The sequence below is a fragment of the Streptantibioticus rubrisoli genome (assembly GCF_024436055.1).
GTDB classification, from domain to species: Bacteria; Actinomycetota; Actinomycetes; order Streptomycetales; family Streptomycetaceae; genus Streptantibioticus_A; species Streptantibioticus_A rubrisoli.
The window spans coordinates 235,112-254,405 of sequence record NZ_JANFNH010000003.1; the positions used below are offsets into that span (position 1 = coordinate 235,112).

Consider the following 19,294-nt stretch of genomic DNA (forward strand, 5'->3'; position numbering starts at 1 on the left):
AACCCGGTAAGACCGCTGTGACCTGCGGTTTCTCCGCGAGCCCCAAATCGGCCCAGCGTCAGTCGCGCTTGGTCGCCACCCACTGGGTGACCGGCATGGCCTGCCGCCATCCGGTGAAGCCGCCCACCGCGACCGCGTGCGAGACCCCGATCCGCACCAGCTCGCCGCCATGCCGTCGGTAGCGCTCGGCCAGCAGCGCCTCGGACTCCAGCGTCACGGTGTTCGCCACGAGGCGGCCACCGCTGGGCAGCGCCGCCCAGCAGGCGTCCAGCAGCCCCGGCGCGGTGGCACCGCCACCGATGAACACCGCGTCCGGCGCGGGGAGTTCGGCGAGCACTCGCGGCGCGCTCCCGGTGACCACGCGCAGCCCCGGCACGCCCAGCCGCTCCGCGTTACGGGCCACCCGCTCCGCCCGCACCGGATCGCGCTCCACGGCGATCGCCCGGCAGCCGCGGTGGGTGCGCATCCACTCGATGCCTATGCTGCCGGAGCCCGCGCCGATGTCCCACAGCAGTTCACCGGGGGTGGGGGCGAGCGCGGCCAGCGTCACCGCACGCACCTGACGCTTCGTCAACTGGCCGTCGTGCTCGAAGGATTCGTCCGGCAGGCCGGGGATGTTCGGCAACCGCGGGGTGCCCTCGGCGGGCTCGCACTCCACCGCCACCACGTTGAGCGGGTCGCCCGCGGGGTGCGACCAGGTGTCGGCGGTTCCGCGGAGCTGGCGCTCCCGTTCACTGCCGAGTTGCTCCAGCACTCGTATGCGGCTCGGGCCGTAGCCCCGGTCCCGTAGCAGGGCGGCGACCTCGGCGGGCGTGGCGGCACCCGCGCTGAGCGCCAGCAGCCGCCGTCCGGCGTGCAGCGCGGCGGCCAGTGTCGCCACCGGCCGACCGACCAGGCTGACCACCTCGGTCTCCTCCAGCGGCCAGCCCAGCCGCGCGCACGCATGGCTGACCGACGAGGGGTGCGGCAGTACCCGCAGCCGCTCGGCGCCCACAACCCCGGTCAGCGTCCGGCCGATGCCGAAGAACATCGGATCCCCGCTGGCCAGTACGCACACCCCGCGCCCGGCGTACCGCTCCAGCAGCCCCGGCACCGCGGGCCGCAGCGGTGACGGCCAGGCGACCCGCTCACCGCGGCATTCCGGCGGCAGCAGCCCGAGCTGCCGGGGGGCACCGATCACCACCTCGGCGCCGAGCAGCGCTCGTTGGCCGGCCGGTGAGAGACCCTCCCACCCATCGGCCCCGATCCCGACCACCGTCACCGGCGCATCGTCGCTGTGGCTTGCGGCGGAACTCACGGATCACCTCGGGGCGCTCGGTCGGAGACGGAATCGGACTCCGGAACTCTACTGATCCGCCGGGAGCTCGCTCCCCGGCGGGGCTGCCGGGGGCTTGGCCCCGACGACCGGATCTGCCCCCGGTGTTCTGCATAGATAAGCAATTGCAACATCTTTGCAAGAAAGGCCGTCGCGTGCCCCCTCCTCTCCGATCGCCCTCGGCATCGTAGGGGCGCGCACCCTGGTGGTGGTCGGCGGTGTGGCGGCCAACTCCCGGGTGCGGTCGCTGGCCGCCGAGCGGTGTGCGGCCGCGGGTGTCCAACTGCGCGTTCCGCCACCGCGGTTGTGCACGGACAACGGCGCGATGATCGCCGCGATGGGGGACCTGCTGGTCCGCGCGGGCGCCCCCGCGGCGCCGTGGAACCTCTCGGTGGACCCGTCGGCGCCGCTGGAGTACGCGGCGCTGTGCCCGGTCGCCGGGTAGCGCGAACGACGAAGGTGCCGGTCCCTGTGGGACCGGCACCTTACGGGCCGTCGCGCTGAGCGGTCCGGGCCGCTCAGAAGTCGAAGACGGAGGCGTTGTTGCTCTTCATCACGCACTGGTTGGCGTAGGTGTGCGTGTACGAGATCCGCTGGCCGTTCCAGACGCCCTGCGCGGTGACCGTCACCGGCATCCAGATCATCGGGCATATCGTGCGCTGCGCGTTGGTGCTCAGCTCGGCGAAGTCGCCGCCCACGGCGCCGAGTTCGGCGCAGGCCTGGTACGCGTCCGGGTGGTCACCGCCGACCGACGGCGAACAGCGGAGGGTTACCGCGCGCTCTACGGTGGCGGTGTTCGGGTTGGTGCCGTTGGCGATGGTGAGCACCAGGGCCGAGGGCGCGTGCGTCGCCGGGCCGCTGTCGGCGGCCGCGGTGGTGGCGCCGATACCGGTCAGTCCCAGGGCGAGGGCGGCGACGATGCCCATGGTCCGCTTGGTGAACCGCATTCCGAACACTCCTTGACTCGGGGGGTGCTGATAGCGGTCGGGAGTCTTGCCGAATCCTCCACGTAACGCACATCGAACGAACACTTCTGGTCACGGGGTGCGATCATGCGGTGGCTGCGAGTGGCGTCGGGGCTGCTCGGGGCGGGTGCGCGGGGGGTTGTTCGATGGGCTGCCGGTTGTGAATTCCGTGTTACCTAACGGCAGTTGACGCCTTCCTCACCTGTACGAATACCGAACATGTTGTCCGCTCAGGACGGACCGAGTCGGCCGAAAACGCACACCTGTGCTGGACAAAAAGGGCACCCGTGCGGTGCGCGGGGCATATCCCCGAGGCGTACGAAACATCGCTGAAACACGTTGGCCCCGCGGCCGGAAGCCGCGGGGCCAGGGCGGGCGCGCAGCGCCCTCGTTTGATGGCGGTCAGCCGTCCCGGCGCAGCCGGGCCAGCGGGGCGGGGGTGGTGATGAAGCCCTCGGCGCGGGCGTTGGCGATGCCGATCCGGGGCAGCTGCGAGGTCTTCTCGAACAGCAGGAAGCGCGGCTCCCAGATCGGGCGGTACTTGGAGTTGGAGCGGTACAGCGACTCCAACTGCCACCAGCGGGAGAAGAACAGCAGCGCGGAGCGCCACATGCGCAGCACCGGCCCCGCACCCAGCCGGGCGCCCTCCTCGAAGACCGAACGGAACATCGCGAAGTTGAGCGAGATCCGCTCCACGCCCACCGTGCCAGCTTTCTGGATCAACTCCAGGACCATGAACTCCACCAGACCGTTCTCGGATTCACGGTCCCGGCGCATCAGGTCGAGGGACAGGCCCTTCGGCCCCCACGGCACGAAGCTCAGCAGCGCCCGCAACTTCCCCTCACCGTCGACGCATTCGATCATCACGCACTGGCCGTCGGCCGGATCGCCGAGCCTGCCCAGTGCCATGGAGAAGCCGCGCTCGGTCTGCCCGTCGCGCCAGCGGTCCGCCGCGTCCAGCAACTGGGCCATCTCGTCCGCCGGGATGTCCGCATGCCGACGGATGCGGGTGGTGTAGCCCGCGCGCTTGACCCGGTTGTACGCCTGCCGTACGCCCCGCATCGCACGGCCTTCGAGAGTGAACTCGGCGGGGTAGACGATCGCTTCGTCACCCATCTCCAGCGCGTCCAGGCCGTGCCGGGCGTAGACGTTGCCCGCCTCCTCGCTGGCGCCGGTCACCGCCGGGATCCAGGCGTGCTCCCGGGCCTCGGCCAGCCAGGCGTCGATCGCGCCGGGCCAGGCCTCCACGTCCCCGATCGGGTCGCCGGAGGCCAGCGACACCCCGCCGATCACCCGGTAGGTCACCGCCGCCTTGCCGGACGGCGAGAAGATCACCGACTTGTCGCGGCGCAGCGCGAAGTACCCCAGCGAGTCACGCGAGCCGTGCTTGTCCAGCAGCGCACGCAGCCGGTCCTCGTCGTCCCGGTCCAGCAGCTCGCGCCCGCGCGGCGAGCGGAACAGCGCGTACAGCACCGCGAGCAGCAGCGCGAGGCCCGTGAGGTTGATGCCCGCGCTGACCCAGCGCGCCACGTGCAGGGTGCCGAAGTCCTTGTCGTTGGTCAGGGTGGTCAGCCGCAGCGCCACGTACCACACCCGGTCGCCGATGCTGGCCCGGTCCGGACCGACCGCGGTCACCAGGGTCGCGCCGACGAAGACGGAGATCAGCGCGCCCGCACCCAGCACCGCCAGGGCGAGCTGCGGGTTCGTACGGTCGCCCTTGGCGTAGAACTCCCGGTGTGCGATCACCGTGAACAGCAGCACCAGGCAAGTGATCGCGAACGACACCCAGTTGAACGGGTGCTCGCGGAACTCCTGCCAGGTCACAAGCCACCACGCGGTCAACGCCGCGTACCCGCCGCACAGCAGGACGAAGACGATCCACGCCATCCGCTTGCGCCGCCCCAGCATCATCGCCATGAACAGCGCCGCGGCCGCCGAGCCGAACCCGGCGAACAGCATGAAGGGGGTGAACAGCTCACCGGTGTTGTGCTCCTGCACCCGCTCGCGCAGCGCGAAGGACACCGCGGTCAGCAGGTTCAGCACACCTACCAACCGCAGGTACCAGATCGGCACCGCCGCGCTGCGTCGCGTCAGGGCGGAGGACTGCCTGCCCGACCGACGCTGCTGCTGTCCTCCCGCCCCCGGCCCGGTGCCCGTATCGGCACTCGGCGCGGCACTGACAGCATTGCTCATGGATGACGCCCCTCAGATCCGTGAAAACCGCTCGCTGGTGCGCCCCCATTGACGAACCGCGTTCCGCACCAACCCTCGACTTTACCAATCACACGAAAGGGCGACACCGCTCTGTGCCTGGGCAAACCGGTCGTCTTCTGTGCGGGAACTGTGCGGCAACCATGTGGCGGCGATATGGCGTCCACCTCTAGGGGCATTTCACACCACCGGCACCGGACGGAACCGCCGCGAGTTGAAATTCCGGCTATTTCCCAGCGATTTCATGACGATGTCGACCGTGCGGGTACCGATGCCGATCGTGATGTTCCCGACAGTGCCTACTGGCCGAGGATGAGCTTCTCCAGCGCCGCCCGGGCACGTGCGTCCGACTCCGCGCGGGTCGCGATGGCGACCGCCAGCTCCCGTACCCACTCGTCCAGTGCGACCGGGCGGCGGGAGAGCACCACCCCGCGCACCTCCTTGCACACCTCACCCGTCGCACGGCCGCCCGACAGGTTCAGCACCAGCCGCTGCTCGCCCAGGCTGACCTCAAGCCGCTCCACCCGGCCCTCCCGGCCCGCCAGCCGGTCCGCCATACCGCGCTTGCGCTGCACCGCCACCGAGCCGGGCGGCAGCGCGTCCGCCAGGGTGCCGGTGAGCACCCGGGCGTACACCTCGAGATCGGCGGCGTCCTGGCGCAGCGCGGCGGCGAGGAGGTCGATCGGATCGTTGGGCGAGGTCATGGAATCCTTCCGGGGGCCCGGGGGCGAAGCCCACGAGAATACCGAATCGGCTCAGCCGTCAAGGCTCAGCACCATCGTCGGCCGTTCGATGACGTGGTCGTCGCGCAGCGGCCGTACCGCGGTGCCGATCGCGAAGAACTCGGTGGTGTGGCCGCCCCAGCGGTGGTTGTGCGAGTTGAGTTGCACGCCCACGATGCCCTCCGCGTGCAGTTCCTCCGCCTCGTGCTGCATCCGCTCCATCGCCAGCTCGCGCGCGTCGTACAGCGCCTGGGTGAACGGTTCGATCTCCACGTTCTTGCCGAAGTTGGAGAACACCGAGCCCATCTTCTGGTGCGCGATGTGGTAGACGCAGGTGCCCATCACCATGCCCAGCGGCGCGTACCCGGCGCGGATCAGCGTCCAGAAGTCCTGGCCGCTCAGGTCGGAGGTGAACGGCTGGCCCTTGACGTTGCGCCAGCTGCCGTCACCGCCCGGCGCCGGGGCGTCCGCCTTGACCGCGGTGCCGATGGCGATGAACTCCGCGATGTCGCTGCCGAATTCACGCGCCTCGACCGACAGCCGCACCCCCACGATGCCGTCCGCGCCGAGCTGCGCCGCCTCCGCCTCCATCCGCGTCATCGCCAGCTCACGCGCGTGGTACATGGCCTGGCTGAGCGTGGTCAGTTCCTGGTTCTTGCCCCAGCGGCCCAACTGGATCCCGACGTGGTAGATCGAGCTGCCCAGCACCAGGCCGATGGGCCGGAAGCCCGCCTCGCGCACCAGCAGGAACTCGTTGACCGACAGGTCACTGGTGAAGATCCCGCCCGGCTTGCCCGGCTGCAGCTCGGCAAGGCGGCGCATCGCGTCAGCCGGTACGCCCTGGGCGGTGGGGTCGGTGGCGGTCATGATCGGGTTCCCCTCGTTGCGTGATCATCGGCGGTACGGGCGGTTGCGCGGATCATGCGGATCACTGCGTACCCTCCAGTTCCGACAGCTCGGCCAGCATCCGGCGCACCTCGGTCGGATCGGTGCCGTAGGAGTCCAGTTCGCGCCTGATGCGCTGGCGCAGCCGCTTGCGCCTGGAGTCCAGCGGCATGACGCTCAGGGTGCGCGGCGCGGCCTCGCGCACCTGGAAGGCGGCCACCGCCGTGCCGACCAACGTGGCCTCGGCGGCATGGTCCTCGGCGTCGGACTCGCTGTTGCGGTTGCGCGCCCGAACGCAGCGCTCGCCCCAGACCCGCAGGTCGCTGCTGCCCAGCACCACACCGTCGGCGCCGCTCCGGGCCGCCTGGCCGTACAGCTGGGCCCGGGCGTCGTGCCGGGTGGCGCCCACCAGGTCGGTCCAGCCGGTGACCTCCTGGTTGCCCGCGCCGAACCAGTTCTGCCGCCGGGTCGTCCAGTCGTTGTGCCGGACCCCGATGGACAGGCCGATCAGCAATTCCACCGGCACCCATCCGGCCGTGATCAGCTTGGCGAAACCCTGCCCGTCCAGATGCGTGGTGAACGGCCGCGGCGGCCGAACCGGCCCCTGCGCCCGCACCGCGGTGCCGATCACCTGGAACTCCAGGCAGTTGGGCGCGGCCGGAAACGGCGCGATGGTCAGGTTCGCGGCCAACACCCCGTCGCCGCCCAGCGCCGAGCACTCCGCGGTCATCCGGCTGAGCGCCTTGCGCCGGGCGTCCATCAGCACCTCGACCAGCGCCCGCGAACCGGCTCCCTGACCGGACAGCGCCACCTGCGCCGGATACGCCATCCGGCCGGAGAACCCGGCGTACTGGTACCCGCAGTCGTAGTAGCCCCAGTACTGCCCGCTGCGCGACACCTGGTAGACGGCCGAGCCCATCGCCTGGCCCACCGGCTCGAAGCCCACCGAGCGGACGGCGGCGAACTCGCCGGTGGACAGCGCGGACGACCACGTGCCGGTGCGCCGTGCCTCGGCGGTCCTGGCCGCCGCCACCGGGGGCAGGGCCGACCCCGATGACCACTCCCCGCTCATGGAAGACCAACTCCCCGTCCGCGTTAGCGCGCTGGTTTGGGAGGCTGAGTCTAGGACCTGGGACCGACAGGGCGCACTCGGGCACCGGGGTGCCGAACGCCGGGACTGTGGCGGGGCCGCCATCGCCTGGCCGATACTGTGCTGACATGGCGATCAACGGGGCGGCGGACCACCAGAACCATGGATGCGCGCTGCTGCTGACCTCCGCACCTCCCGGAAGACACCGGGTGTTGGACACCTCCTCGGCGCTGCCGCTGCTCGCGGCCGTCCCGCCGCACATCCTCACCGGTACCCGCTCCGGCGGGAGCGTCGTGCAGTTGGTGGATCCGGTGGACGCCAACACCGTCACCACCCATCTGCACACCGCCGCGGCCGCCCCCGGGCCGCTGCTGGTCTACGTGTGCGGACAGCTCACCCTGGACCGCAAACAGCGGCTGCCGCACCTGCTGCTGGGCCGCACCACGGCGGAAACCGTGCGGTACACGGCGCTGCCGTGGCACTGGCTGGCCGCCACGTTCCAGCAGCGGCCGCCCGGCAGCACCACGGTGGTGTGCGACCTGGTCGCCGACGAGTCGGCATGGCAGCTGATATCCACCCGGCCCGACCAGTTGACCGGCGGACTGGCACTGTACGGCGTGTTGGCCCCGCCGCCGCCCAAGCGGGAGACCGTGGCGTGCGGGTACAGCCGGGCGCTCGCCGAACTGCTCCGGGCCGCCGAGGTCCGCCCGCCCCTGGAGCGGTTGCACCAGGAGGCGGCAGCGGCGGCCGGGCTGACGGGCGGGCGGCAACTGCTCTTCGGCGGCTGGCCGCCGCAGCGATCGCACCACGGCGGGGCGCCCGTCGAACCGCCGCCCGCCGCAGGGGCGTTGGCACCCGCCCAGCCCCAACTCCCCGCCGCCGGGCCGGTGCCGCCACACCCCGCTGACCTGGCGCCGCGCGCCGCCGACAGCCGCAGCACGGCGCTCGCCGCGCCCCCGCCGGGCGCGGCCGATCCGCATGCCGCCATCCGCGAGGCGGCCCGGGCCGGTCGGCACACCGAGGCCGCGGCCATAGCGGCGGCGTGGGAGCAGGCCGCACTACGGGCCGCGGGGCCCTCCTCGGCGGAGGCCGTGCACTGGGTGGAGGTCCGCGCTGACCTCGCCATGCTCGCCCAGGACACCGGCCGCGCCTGCGAGTTGTGGCTCACCGCCGCCAGCGCCCGGCTCATGGGCGGCCAGGACACCGAGGACGAGGCGGTGATCAACGCGGTCGACCGCGCCCACCACTGCTGGTCCCGGGTAACCGACCCGGCCCGGGCCCGCCAACTCGCGCCGGAGCTGGCGCGGTTGCGCCGCCAGGTGGTAGGCCACCAGCCCGGCGCGCTGTCCGCCCTGCAACAACGCCTGGACGCCCTGGGCGCCGTGCGCTAAGCGCTCAGCGCTTCGCTGGAAGTGCCGCGATGTGCCGTTCGATCGGCCGCGGCACCGTCGTGGCTGGTCGCGCCCACGCGGCGAAGCCGCACATGAACACAGCCCCGCGCCCCTTCGGGGCGCCACCGCACCGCGGCGGACTTCACCCGACCTGCTTAGGCAGGTCGGCGGAATGGGCACCGAAGGGGCCCCAAAGGGGCGCGGGGAACTGCGCGCCCAGCCACAACGTCGCCGCACCCGACCGAAACCGCACACCACCGCCCCCAGCGGGAGCGTCACCGCACCCCCAGCGGGAGCGTCACCGCACCCCCAGCGGGAGCGTCACCGCATCCCAAGCCGGAAGCGTCACGCGTCGCTGCGGGGGCGTTCCAGTGTGAAGCGGTCCACCGGCTTCATCGATCCGCCCGGACCGGTCACCGCGTAGTACGTGACATGGATCCGGGTCCGCCCGCCCGGCTCGCCGGGATCCACGTCGAACGCGCAGAAGCCGTAGGGGTTGTCGCGATCGCGGAAGGCGGACCAGGGCGCGTCCTCGTGGGCGTAGACCGCCTGGTAGTGGCCGTTCGTCCTGGTGTCGCCGCGGGCGACGATCACCTTGGCGGTCTTGCCGTCGTACAGCTTGCCGTTGGAGGTGAAGCCCATGCCGCCCCCGCCGATCACCATGTGCACGGTGCCCTTGCTGGTGTCGGCCAGCGTGAGGTCGGTGGAGACCGGGATGGGGGTGGCCGTCGCGTTGCCCTGCTGGCCGCGGATGGGCAGCGACCGCTCGTAGTGGTGCTCGTGGCCGCAGACGACCAGGTCGACGCCGTACCGGTCGAACAGCGGCAGCCACGCCTGGCGCACACCGAGGTCGGCGCCGTTGAAGTCGGCGGTGGAGATCACCACCTGGTGCATGCACACCACGATCCAGTCGATGTCCCGATCCGCCCTGGTGCGCCGCAACTCCTGTTCCAGCCAGCGCTCCTGCGCACCCGCCGAGTAACCGCGGATGTACGACCCGCCCGCGTCCTGGTAGGCGACGTCATCGTTCTGCAGCATGATCACGCGCACCGAACCGGCGGTGAACGCGTACCACAGGCCCTTGAACTCGTCCTCGGCCCCGTTGTCCGGGAAGTCGAAGTACGTCTGGTAGCCGCGGAAGCCGATGGGGCCGTTGCCCAGTTCGTTCTCGTGGTTGCCCGCGGCGGGCATCCAGGGCCGGTTGCGGGCGCTGCGGCTGTTGTTGATGAACCAGTCGCGCCACACCCGGGTCGGGTTGGCCGACATCTGGGCGTAGCACAGGTCGCCGTTGAGCAGGTGGAACAGCGGAGCCACCCGTTCCACGGCGGAGGTGGTGTCCCCCGCGTACTGCGAGCCGAAGTTGTCCTGGCCCCAAAGTCCGCCTGGTTCCGCCTTGTTGACCTGCGGGGTGGCCTGGTCGCCGAAGCTGGTGAAGGTGAACGGGCGCCGCCCGCGCGGTGCGGTGCGGAAGGTGCCGGCCTCCGGGGTGGCCCCGTCGTGCACCGCCATGTACAGGTACTCGGTGTCGGGCCGCAGCCCCCGGACGCGGGCGTGGTGGGCCTGCACCTCCTCGCCGGTGACCGGGTCGCGGTAGGTCCGGGTCCGCGCCGGGTGCGCGGCGCCGACGCCGTGCTCGACCGTGCCGAGCAGCACCCGGGGACGGCGTACCGAGACATCGGTCTGCCAGGAGACCGTGACCTCGCGGGAGGCGTCGGCGCCGAACTGCAGGTGCACCCCGGCCAGCGCCGGAGCGTCCAGCCTGCTCGGGGTGGTGAGCAGGGTGGGGGAGGAGGCGGGCAGGGCGTTGGCCCGGCCGCCGTCGACGGCGATGAGGGAGACACCCGCTCCGGCCGCGGTGAGCAGACCCCGGCGGGAGACGGATGGCCGGGGCGGGGAAGGTTCGGTGCGACTCATGGGGGCCGACGATGCCCGCCGGATGTGTCATACCGGATGTGACACGGCGAAGAATGGCCGACGAACGACCGAACGAGACCGAAACCGTGCGCGATAACCGTGCGCGATGTGGCCCCGGGCGCGGCGGCGAACCAGCCCGCCCCGCCCGGGACTTGAGGCGGTCAGCGGGCGGCGTGCGCCCCGCTCGCCCGGCGCTTGCGGCCGAACACCAGCAGTGCGCCACCGGCGGCCAGCACGGCGGCGCCACCGGCGATCAGCGGTGTGGCGCTGGAGCCCCCGGTCTGCGCCAGGCCGCCCGACTGCGAGGGCGAGGGAACGGGCGCGACGGCGGACGGGGAGGCGCTGAGGGTCGCCGTGACGCTGGGCAGCGGGCTGCTGGACACCGGCGGCGGACCGGACGGGGTGGCGGAGGTCGAGGCGTTGGCGCACACCGGGGCGGTCTTGGTCTGGTCGACGCTGTACCGCTGGTCGTCACCGGCGTGCACGACCAGCTCCACCGGCAACGGGCTGGAGTGCTTGGGCAGTTGGAACGTGTTGTGGTACGTGTCGCCGAACTGGGTGGCCGGTAGCAGGTCCTTGCCGTCAGCCTTGAGCTCCACCGTGTTGGTGGCCCGCGTGTCGTAGTTGGTGAGGTCGATCGAGGCCGTGTCGCAGGTCACCGACCATCCCGGGACGTGTGCAGAGGCGGGGGCGGCCAGTGCGCCGCTCCCGAGCAGGGCCGTGAAGACGGCAGCGGCGATCACGCCTGATCTCCTGCCGCCCCGGCTCGCTCTGATCATGAGCTCTCCTTCTCCAACTTCCCCTGGCGGCGCCCCCGTTGCGCCGCGGCATCAATGAGAGGGGCGGCACACTACTCCAGTCCGGTGGCACCTCGGAATCCATGGCCTGAGCACGAGCGGGCGTCGGCCTCCGTGATCTTGGAGGCCCATGCCGCGCCGCTTCTTATGAAGAATTCACACCCGGCGTGCTAGAGGGCGCTCCGGAGCGGGTTACACTAGCTTGCTGGATACAAGCAATACACTCTGGAGGCGGAAGGCGATGGGTGAGGGTACGGACCAGACAGGCCTCGCCGAAGCAGCGGCCGGTCTGGGCGCCGAGCTGGTACGGCTCACCCGGCTGATCGCGGCCTGGAAGCAGCGCGCCAAGCACGAGCCGGGCGCCGCTGACCGGGTACTGCTCGCCAGGCTGGTGATCGGTGGGGAGCGCCGGGCCACCGATCTGGCCGCGGATGCCTTCCTTGACCTGTCGACCGTCAGTCGGCAGGTGCGCTCCCTGGTGGAGCGGGGTCTGGTCGAGCGCCGACCGGACCCGGAGGACCGGCGAGGGTCGCTGCTGACCGCGACCGAGGCCGGGCGCGCGGCGTTCGAGCACTACCAGCGCCAGCGCGACGCGGAACTGGCCGAGCTCCTGAAGCCCTGGCCAGCCGAGGACCGCAGTGAGCTGATCCGGCTCATGGCACGCCTCAACGACGACTTGGTGGAACAACAACAGGCGCGGCTCTGCCCCGGGGGACACGCGGGCACCGCGGCGAAGCAGGGAGAAATACACGTATGAGCACGTCCGCGTCTCCGCCGTCCGCGGAGTCCAAGGCGATAGCCTCGCCGGGCGGCATGAGCCACCGGCAGATCCTGACCATCCTCAGCGGCCTCATGCTCGGCATGTTCCTGGCCGCTTTGGACCAGACCATCGTCAGCACCTCGATCAGGACCATCGCCGACGACCTGCACGGACTGAGCCAGCAGGCCTGGGCCACCACCGCCTACCTGATCACCTCCACGATCGCCACGCCGCTGTACGGAAAGCTGTCCGACCTGCACGGTCGCAAGCCGTACTTCCTCACCGCGATCAGCGTGTTCATCGTCGGCTCGGCGATGTGCACCTTCTCCACCTCGATGACCGAGCTGGCCGCCTTCCGGGCGTTCCAGGGCCTCGGCGCGGGCGGTCTGATGTCGCTCGCCCTGGCGATCATCGGTGACATCGTGCCGCCCCGCGAGCGCGCCCGCTACCAGGGCTACATGCTCGCCACGTTCGCCACCTCAAGCGTCGCCGGACCGCTGATCGGCGGCTTCCTGGCCGGTCAGAGCACCCTGCTGGGCATCACCGGCTGGCGCTGGGTGTTCCTGGTCAACGTGCCGATCGGCATCATCGCGCTGTTCGTCGTCGCCAAGGTGCTGAACATCCCGCACACCCGCCGCGAGCACCGCATCGACTGGTGGGGCGCCGTCACCATCGCCATCGGCGTCGTGCCGCTGCTGCTCGTCGCCGAGCAGGGCCGGGACTGGGGCTGGGGCTCCACGAAGTCCCTCGTCTGCTATGCGATCGGCGCGGTCGGCATCATCGCCTGGATCTTCGTCGAGCGGTGGATCGGCGATGACGCGCTGATCCCGATGCGGCTGTTCCGCAACGGCACCTTCAGCAAGACCAGCATGCTGTCGGTGCTCATCGGTATGGGCATGTTCGGCGGGATGCTGATGATCCCGCAGTACCTGCAGATCGTGAAGGGCGCCAGCCCGACCAAGTCCGGCCTGGAAATGCTGCCGTTGATGCTCGGCATGATCATCGCCTCGGTCGTCTCCGGTCAGGTGACCGCCAAGACCGGGCGCTACAAGATCTTCCCGGTCATCGGCATCCTGCTGATGGTCGCGTCGATGCTGCTGTTCTACCGCGAGGTGCAGTGGGACACCCCGCTGTGGCAGACCATGGTCTACATGCTCGTCTTCGGCCTCGGCCTGGGCGGCTGCCTGCAGACCCTGGTGCTCGCGGTGCAGAACGCCGTGCCGCCGAAGGACATGGGCGTGGCGACCGCCTCGTCCACCTTCTTCCGGCAGATGGGCGCCACCGCCGGTACCGCGATCTTCCTTTCGGTGCTGTTCAGCAACGTCGGCGGCAAGATCTCCTCGGCGTTCAGGGCCGCCGTGCACACCGACTGGTTCCAGACGGCGCTGCATGACCCGTCGGTGCTGTCCAACCCGGCCAACCGGCCCGTGCTGAGCATGCTCAAGCACCCCGGCGCGGCAGGCGGCTCCTCCGGTGTGCTCAACGACTCGTCGTTCATCCAGAAGCTCGACCCGCGGCTGGCCGAGCCCTTCAAGCAGGGCTTCGCCGACTCCATGCACACCGTCTTCCTGCTGGGTGCCGTGGTGGTCGCGGTGGCGTTCGTGCTGATGCTGTTCATCAAGGAGGTGCCGCTGCGCCAGGTCTCCGGCCTGCAGGCCCGCGCCGCCGAGGCCGCCGGGTCCGACGAGGGCGGCACGCCGCCCGCCGCACCCGCCGCACCGGCCGTGGAGCAGCCGGTGGCCGCGGCCGTGGCCACCGAGCCCGGCACCGGCACCCACCGGCGCGAGGGCGGACCGGCCGAGGCCGCCGAACCGGCCGCCGCCACCGCCGTGTTGGACCGCACCGGTGTACCGGTACGCGGCCTGGTCACGGACGGCGAGGGCACCCCGGTCCCGCAGGCCGTGGTCACCCTGATCGACGTCGGCGGCCGCCAGCTCGGCCGTACCACCACCGAGGCCGACGGCCGCTACGAGCTGGACACGCCCGGCAGCGGCACCTATGTGCTCATCGGCTCCGCCGGTGCCCGTCAGCCGCAGGCGGCCACCGTGGTGGTCGGCGACGCTGCCGTCGACTTCGACCTCACGCTCAGCGGTGCGGCCGGACTGACCGGTGCGGTACGCGCCGCCACGGACGGCGAACCGCTGCCGGGCGCGCTGGTGGTGGCCACCGATGTGCGCGGTGAGGTCGTGGCCTCCGGCGCCGCCGGGGTGGAGGGCGACTTCTCGTTCGGCGAACTCGTTCCGGGCAGCTACACGCTGGCGGTCAGCGCCGAGGGGCACCGCCCGGCCGCGCTGCCCGTCGAGGTCGTCACCGGTACGCCCAACTGGTACGAGGTACGGCTCTCGCCGGGCGCCCGGATCCGCGGCACGGTGCGCACGCCCGACGGCGCGCCGCTGGACGACGCCAGGGTGACCCTGCTCGACCCGGCCGGAAACGTGGTCGGCACCTCGACGACCGGGGCCGACGGCGAGTACGGGTTCAGCGATCTGGAGTGCGGCGAGTACACCGTGATCGCCAGCGGATACCCGCCGGTCGCCACCCAGGTGCACCTCGACGGCACCGGCCGTGAGGGGTTCGACGTGGACCTGGCCCACGAGCGGTGACCGTCCGGGTGGGGCGGGTCCGGCGGACCCGCCCCACCTACCGGTCGCGGTGCCGGTCGAGCGCCGCGGCCGCGGCTCCGCCGAGCGCGGCGGCCAGCAGTACGGCGAAACCCGTGCGGTCCGTCGACCGCCAGGCCAGTTCACCCTGGCCGTTGACGATGAAACCGTCGAAGAACAACCAGCAGACCGCCGCCACCGCCACAGCCCGCACCATTCTGGTGGTCTGCGCGGCGATCCCGGCGGTGAGCAGGGCGAAGACCGTCAGCGAGAACCACGGGTGCCAGTGGCCGCCACCCAACGCGAGAACGGCGGCAGCCAATGCCGCCGAGGCGTAGCCGACCGGCAGTACGAGATCATCCATCAGTCTGCGTGGCCGAGTACCACGTCGTACCCAGTGCACGGAAGTCATGCCCTGAGCCTGGCGCCGCTTCAGGCGAGCGGTGCGCCCGGGGCCTGGGACGTTAGCGGTACCCGTATCCGGAACGCGCTGATTCTTACGGTCCGTTGACGCCGCACCGGGTATTGATGGATACGCGGACGGGCGCCGACACGGGGGCCTGGCGCCCGTCCGTCCAGGAGGGGCGCGGTCAGGCGGTGAGCTCCCCGCGCACCGTGGCGGTGACGCGTTCGGCGCGCGCCGCGATGCCGTCCACCTCGGCCGCGACCTCGGTCAGTTCGGCGCGGGCCCGGTCGTCGGTGATGCCCCTCAGGTTGGCCTCGATGTTGACCCGGGCGGTGGTGGCCGCCGCGCGGGCGGCCTCGACGGCGGCCGCGATGTCGCTGAGCACGCTGCGACTGCCGACCGGCAGCAGCCCCTCGGCCGCGGTCACCAACTGCTCGGCGACGCCGATGACCTCCGACGGCGGCCAGGCGGCGCCCACGAGGGCGGTGGCGATGGCGGCGGAGCGCGCCGTCTTCGCCTCCTCGGTGTCCTCGGGCAACCGGTACGCGTCCGCCACGGCCGCGAACGCCGTCGCGTCGTCCCGCGCGAGTTGCAGGGCCGCGGCGCGCAGTTCGTCGGTGGCGGTGATGATCCGCTCGATGGCCTCCCGGTGTTCCGCGTACTTCGCGCCGGTGGTGTAGCGGGCCACCATGCCCAGCAGCGCCGCCCCCTGCGCCGCGTGCAGCGCGGCCGACGCACCGCCGCCGGGGGCGGGTCGCCGTGCGGCCAGTCGCTCCAGGAACCCGTTGATCGTCTCGTCACGCACGCTCGGTTGTCCTCCGGGCGGTAAGGGATGGGAGGGGCCGGGACCCGCGAAGATCCTAATCCGCCGTCGGTCGGCGGCGGCTGACCTCGGCGCCCGCGCCGCGCCGAACGGACCTTCGTAGGATCGCCGTATGACAGTGACTCACGATCACCGCGGCCCGGGGGCGACCTGGCGGATCGGCGCCATCACCGTGCACCGCGTGGACGAACTCACGCTCACCGGCATGGGCCGCACGGTGTTCGCCGACCTGCCGCCCGACATCGTGCCGCGAACCCCGTGGCTGGCCCGCGACTACGCCGACGCGTCCGGCGAACTCCTGGGCTCCGTCCACACGTTCGCGGTGCGGACAGCGGGCCGCAACGTGCTGATCGACACCGGGATCGGCAACGACAAGACGCTGCCCAACCCGGCGTGGAGCGGTCTGGGCACCCCGTACCTCGACCGGCTGGCCGCCGCGGGCTTCCCGCCCGACAGCGTCGACCTGGTGGTCAACACCCATCTGCACGGCGACCACATCGGCTGGAACACCCGCCTGGAAGGCGGCCGTTGGGTGCCCGCCTTCCGCAACGCCCGCTATCTGACGGCCCGCACCGAGTACGAGTACTGGTACGCCGCCGATCTTCCGCCCGAGCGGCGGCCGATGTTCACCGAGTCCGTCGACCCGGTACGCGACAGCGGCCTGCTGGACCTGGTCGACGTACCGCCCACCGGCCTGGAGGTCGTCCCCGGGCTCACCCTGCTACCGGCACCCGGCCACACCCCCGGGCAGGTCGCGGTCCGGCTGGCCAGTGAAGGCCGCACGGCACTGATCACCGCGGACTGCGTGCACCACCCCGTACAACTGGCCAGGACCGAGGTGTGCAGCGTCTTCGACGTCGACCCGGCGCAGGCCATGCGCACCCGGCAGCAACTGCTGGCCGACGCCGAGCGGACCGGCGCGCTGCTACTCGGCACCCACTTCGCACCCCCGACCGGCGGCTACGTGACGCGGGACGGCGACGGTTACCGCCTGGTCGAAGCGGAGGACCTGCCGACCAACCCGTAAGTCACTGCCAATCCCCCAAGCGGCACCACGGAGACGACCACCGATGACATGGATCTGGTGCGCCGCGCGGACTGGCTGGTCGACGTGGGCCCGCACGCGGGGGAGCGGGGCGGGTGGATCCCGCACAGCGGTCCGGCGTCCGCGCTCAGGGACGACGCGGTGGGCAAGGTGCTGATCGGAGTGGAACACTCCGCGTGACGGCGGTGTTGCCCCAGTAACGGAATCAGGCGTGAGGAGGCGCGATGCCAGAGCGTGCGCACGGCCACCGGGTTGCGGCGGTGCCCGGGAACCAGCGTGTCAGGGTGGAGATCAACGGCCGGATCGTGGCGGACAGCAGCCGCCCGGTCCTGGTGTACGAGACCGGCCACAAGGTCCGCTACTACCTGCCGCCGCAGGACGTGGACCTCACCCTGTTCGAGCCGACGGAAACCCACACCACCTGCCCGTTCAAGGGCACCGCGTCGTACTGGAGTTACGTGGGCGGCGGCAGGACGCACCCGGACGTGGTCTGGTCGTACCAGGAGCCGCTGCCGGGCGTCGAGGCGATCAAGGACCATCTGTCGTTCTACGACACGGTGGCGACGGTGGCCGTCGATGGGGAGCCGCCCGCCGGGCCCGAGGTGTGAGCGGTCACTTGGCGTCCGCGTAGCACTCCACGACGCTGGTCTCCAGCGGGAAGCGCACCGGGGTGTCCCCGAACACCAGGCGGCTCGCCTCCCGCGCCGACTCGGCGACCGCCGCCGCGACCGCCTCGGACAGCTCGACCGGGGTGTGCACGATCACCTCGTCGTGCTGGAAGAACACCAGCCGGGGCTCGCCGCCCAGTGCGGCGAGCCTGCGGCGCAGCGCGGCCAGTACCGCCAGCGCCCAGTCGGCGGCGGAGGCCTGGATGGTGAAGTTGCGGGTGAACCGCCCCCAGGCGCGCGCCGCCCGCAAGGTGCCCTCCGCCTCCTCGTCGCCCCCGGGCCACAGGTCCGCCGGTCGCGGTGAAGTGCGGCCCAACCGGGAGCGGACCACGCCGCCCGCCTCGCCGACCCGCGCCGCCTTCTCGACCAGTGCCATGGCGGCTGGGAAGCGGCGGCGCAGTACCGCCAGCAGTTGCCCGGCCTCGCCGCTGGTCTGCCCGTACATCGCGGCCAGCAGCCCGATCTTGGCCCGCCCGCGGTCGCCGTCGAACGCGGTGCGGGCCAGGTCCGCGTACATGTCGCCGCCCGCCGCCGCGGCGCACAGCCCGCGGTCGCCGGACATCGCCGCCAGCACCCTGGGCTCCAACTGCCCGGCGTCGGCCACCACCAGGCGGTGCCCGGGATCGGCGACCACCGCGGAGCGCAGCAGCCGCGGGATCTGCAACGCGCCACCGCCGCGCGTCGCCCACCGGCCGGAGACCACCCCGCCGACCACGTACTCCGGGCGGAACCTGCCCTCGCGCACCCACTGCTCGCGCCACGCCCAGCCGTGCGCCGAGTGGATCCGGGACAACTCCTTGTAGCGCAGCAGGATCGCGGCGGCCGGGTGACCGGCCTCCTTCAGCACATGGTTGCGGGTGGACGGCAGGCTCACCCCGACCCGGGCGAACGCCGAGAGCACCTGCGCGGGCGAGTCCGGGTTGACCGGGCGGCCGATCGCCTCCTGGAACCGCGCCGCGAGCCGCTCCAGCCGCTCCGGCCGCACCCCGCCCGCCGGGCGCGGCCCCAGAAGTTCGGTCAGCAGCGCGTCATGGACGGCGGCGCTCCACGGCAGCCCGTCCCTGGCCATCTCCACCGCGGCCAGCGCGCCCGCCGACTCCGCCGCGCACAGCAGCCGCACCCGCTCCGGCCGTTCCACCGCCGAGATCCTTCGCCGCTGGTCGGCGTGGACCGCCACCACGGCGGTCAACTGGTCGACATCGGGCGGTAGTTGATGGCGGTCGGCGGCGAACAGCGACGGCTGTCCGTCGGCGCCGCCGTCGCGCGGATCGTCCGGCACCGGCAGTCCACGCAGCCGGGCCCAGGCCCCACCTAGCGAGCGGGGCTGCCCATGGCCGCCCTCGTGGCCGAGCAGCAGGGCCTCGACGAGTTTGAGGTCATGGCAGCGGGCCAGCCGTACCGGCATCCGGTCCAGCAGCCGGGGGTACAGATCGTCGGTGGCCGCCCACACCCAGCGCGGTCCGAGCCGCGCCTCCCGCTCGGCGATCGCGGACGCCAGGTCGGCCACCGGTTCGGCGGCCGAGACGGGGGTCCCGTCCCCGTCCACGGCCTGCAGCCGTCCGCCCGGCCCCACCGGATCGGTGGCCACGGCGATCCACTCGGGGTCAGGGTGTTTGGTCACCGGCCGAGCGTAAGCGCTCCGCCGGGGTGCGGCGATGTGGCGTCGATCATCTGCGGCGCCGCTGCGGCTGGTCGCGCAGTT

At 71.9% G+C, this 19,294-nt stretch carries 17 protein-coding genes and 1 pseudogene; 7 read left to right on the forward strand and 11 right to left on the reverse strand.

All coding sequences use genetic code 11. The annotated features are described in order from the left end of the window. Positions 1-58: 58 nt before the first annotated feature. Positions 59-1,297, reverse strand: a complete 1,239-nt coding sequence (cbiE, locus tag NON19_RS05975; protein WP_255925569.1) for a precorrin-6y C5,15-methyltransferase (decarboxylating) subunit CbiE — start codon at positions 1,295-1,297, stop codon at positions 59-61. 145 nt (positions 1,298-1,442) lie between these two features. On the opposite strand from cbiE, the pseudogene NON19_RS05980 reads away from it, so the two are divergent. Further along, positions 1,443-1,760: pseudogene (locus NON19_RS05980) on the forward strand (tRNA (adenosine(37)-N6)-threonylcarbamoyltransferase complex transferase subunit TsaD); the annotation flags it as partial. A gap of 73 nt (positions 1,761-1,833) precedes the next feature. On the opposite strand, the gene NON19_RS05985 reads toward NON19_RS05980, so the two are convergent. The 5 genes from NON19_RS05985 to NON19_RS06010 all read right to left on the reverse strand — a co-directional run bounded on the left by NON19_RS05985 (position 1,834) and on the right by NON19_RS06010 (position 7,170). Beyond that, a complete protein-coding gene (locus tag NON19_RS05985) occupies positions 1,834-2,262 on the reverse strand; it encodes a subtilase-type protease inhibitor (RefSeq protein WP_255925570.1) in 429 nt (142 codons plus the stop codon). A gap of 420 nt (positions 2,263-2,682) precedes the next feature. Then, positions 2,683-4,473 carry a phosphatidylglycerol lysyltransferase domain-containing protein gene (locus tag NON19_RS05990; RefSeq protein ID WP_255925571.1) on the reverse strand — a complete coding sequence of 597 codons (1,791 nt, stop codon included), beginning with the start codon at positions 4,471-4,473 and terminating at the stop codon, positions 2,683-2,685. A 317-nt stretch (positions 4,474-4,790) separates the two neighbouring features. Beyond that, entirely contained in the window at positions 4,791-5,195 is a 405-nt protein-coding gene (locus NON19_RS05995; RefSeq protein WP_255925572.1) for a hypothetical protein, read from the reverse strand. A 51-nt stretch (positions 5,196-5,246) separates the two neighbouring features. Next, positions 5,247-6,080: a heavy metal-binding domain-containing protein gene (locus tag NON19_RS33100; RefSeq protein WP_303653365.1), complete on the reverse strand. Its 834-nt coding sequence runs from the start codon at positions 6,078-6,080 to the stop codon at positions 5,247-5,249. 61 nt (positions 6,081-6,141) lie between these two features. Then, complete coding sequence (locus NON19_RS06010; protein WP_255925573.1) at positions 6,142-7,170, reverse strand: heavy metal-binding domain-containing protein; 1,029 nt, start codon at positions 7,168-7,170, stop codon at positions 6,142-6,144. Positions 7,171-7,316: 146 nt separating this feature from the next. On the opposite strand from NON19_RS06010, the gene NON19_RS06015 reads away from it, so the two are divergent. Continuing rightward, positions 7,317-8,579, forward strand: coding sequence for a hypothetical protein (locus NON19_RS06015; RefSeq protein WP_255925574.1), 1,263 nt, complete (start codon positions 7,317-7,319; stop codon positions 8,577-8,579). A 345-nt stretch (positions 8,580-8,924) separates the two neighbouring features. On the opposite strand, the gene NON19_RS06020 is transcribed toward NON19_RS06015, so the two are convergent. Together NON19_RS06020 and NON19_RS33105 are read right to left on the reverse strand one after the other, a co-directional pair. Beyond that, on the reverse strand, positions 8,925-10,493 hold the full coding sequence (locus NON19_RS06020; RefSeq protein ID WP_255925575.1) for a purple acid phosphatase family protein: 1,569 nt from the start codon (positions 10,491-10,493) through the stop codon (positions 8,925-8,927). A 161-nt stretch (positions 10,494-10,654) separates the two neighbouring features. Next, positions 10,655-11,272 (reverse strand): LAETG motif-containing sortase-dependent surface protein, encoded by a 618-nt coding sequence (locus tag NON19_RS33105; RefSeq protein ID WP_303653366.1) that lies wholly within the window; start codon positions 11,270-11,272, stop codon positions 10,655-10,657. Between the two features lie 259 nt (positions 11,273-11,531). Between NON19_RS33105 and NON19_RS06030 the strand changes: the two genes are divergently transcribed. After that, positions 11,532-12,047 carry a MarR family winged helix-turn-helix transcriptional regulator gene (locus NON19_RS06030; protein ID WP_255925576.1) on the forward strand — a complete coding sequence of 172 codons (516 nt, stop codon included), beginning with the start codon at positions 11,532-11,534 and terminating at the stop codon, positions 12,045-12,047. Continuing rightward, complete coding sequence (locus NON19_RS06035) at positions 12,044-14,653, forward strand: MFS transporter (protein ID WP_255925577.1); 2,610 nt, start codon at positions 12,044-12,046, stop codon at positions 14,651-14,653. Before NON19_RS06030 ends, NON19_RS06035 begins: the two co-directional genes overlap by 4 nt. A 37-nt stretch (positions 14,654-14,690) precedes the next feature. Here the strand turns inward: NON19_RS06035 and NON19_RS06040 are convergent, their stop codons facing one another. Together NON19_RS06040 and NON19_RS06045 are read right to left on the reverse strand one after the other, a co-directional pair. Continuing rightward, a complete protein-coding gene (locus NON19_RS06040) occupies positions 14,691-15,014 on the reverse strand; it encodes a DUF4118 domain-containing protein (protein ID WP_255925578.1) in 324 nt (107 codons plus the stop codon). Positions 15,015-15,240: 226 nt separating this feature from the next. Beyond that, positions 15,241-15,861 carry a cyclodeaminase/cyclohydrolase family protein gene (locus NON19_RS06045; RefSeq protein ID WP_255925579.1) on the reverse strand — a complete coding sequence of 207 codons (621 nt, stop codon included), beginning with the start codon at positions 15,859-15,861 and terminating at the stop codon, positions 15,241-15,243. A gap of 130 nt (positions 15,862-15,991) precedes the next feature. On the opposite strand from NON19_RS06045, the gene NON19_RS06050 reads away from it, so the two are divergent. Genes NON19_RS06050 through NON19_RS06060 form a run of 3 tightly spaced genes read left to right on the forward strand, consistent with a single transcriptional unit; the run spans position 15,992 to position 17,532 of the window. Beyond that, positions 15,992-16,906, forward strand: a complete 915-nt coding sequence (locus NON19_RS06050; protein WP_255925580.1) for an MBL fold metallo-hydrolase — start codon at positions 15,992-15,994, stop codon at positions 16,904-16,906. Between the two features lie 48 nt (positions 16,907-16,954). Beyond that, the gene (locus NON19_RS06055) at positions 16,955-17,104 is read left to right on the forward strand and encodes a hypothetical protein (RefSeq protein WP_255925581.1); all 150 of its coding nucleotides are present in this window, start codon (positions 16,955-16,957) and stop codon (positions 17,102-17,104) included. A gap of 44 nt (positions 17,105-17,148) precedes the next feature. Continuing rightward, positions 17,149-17,532 (forward strand): DUF427 domain-containing protein, encoded by a 384-nt coding sequence (locus NON19_RS06060; protein ID WP_255925582.1) that lies wholly within the window; start codon positions 17,149-17,151, stop codon positions 17,530-17,532. Between the two features lie 4 nt (positions 17,533-17,536). Here NON19_RS06060 and NON19_RS06065 read toward each other — a convergent pair whose 3' ends face one another. Next, positions 17,537-19,213 (reverse strand): bifunctional 3'-5' exonuclease/DNA polymerase, encoded by a 1,677-nt coding sequence (locus NON19_RS06065; protein WP_255925583.1) that lies wholly within the window; start codon positions 19,211-19,213, stop codon positions 17,537-17,539. Between the last annotated feature and the right edge of the window lie 81 nt (positions 19,214-19,294).